This is a genomic window from Anaerotignum faecicola (genome assembly GCA_024460105.1).
In the GTDB taxonomy this organism is placed as follows: Bacteria; Bacillota; Clostridia; order Lachnospirales; family Anaerotignaceae; genus JANFXS01.
The window spans coordinates 1-394 of the sequence record JANFXS010000538.1; the positions used below are offsets into that span (position 1 = coordinate 1).

Genomic DNA, 394 nt, shown 5'->3' on the forward strand with positions numbered 1-394 from the left:
GGTTCATGCAATAGAATTTGCAGTGGATAAGTCTGAGCGGAACCGAGTAGCAACGAAGTTTCAGCAGAGTCGGAAATACCGCAGGCAGAATAAAGATATTGTCAAGCGAAATGAGCGGATCGTCAAGTTCTTTGAGGAACAGAAGAACCGGGATACGCTGAATCGGATGCGGCAGCTTCTGGGCCAGCAGAGGAAGGAAGAAGAGTACCTGGATGGGGAACGTGCGTACAAGCCGCGGGTAGGGAAGGGGTGAGGCCGTTGAATAAGGAGGTGCTGGAACAATATATAGATGCATGTGAATTAATCAAAGAGACAGAGGCAGATATTAGAAGAGTAAAAAAGCAACGCAAGACCATAGTGCAGGATAGAGTACGTGGGTCTATGAGTGAGTTCC

Annotated in this window: 2 protein-coding genes; both read left to right on the forward strand. The window is 48.0% G+C overall.

Annotated elements, in window-relative coordinates; translation table 11 throughout:
- The coding region (locus NE664_15280) for a hypothetical protein (GenBank protein MCQ4727994.1) at positions 1 to 253 on the forward strand (253 nt) is incomplete at its 5' end.
- 5 nt (positions 254 to 258) lie between these two features.
- On the forward strand, positions 259 to 394 hold a 136-nt coding region (locus NE664_15285; protein MCQ4727995.1), incomplete at its 3' end, for an RNA polymerase subunit sigma-70.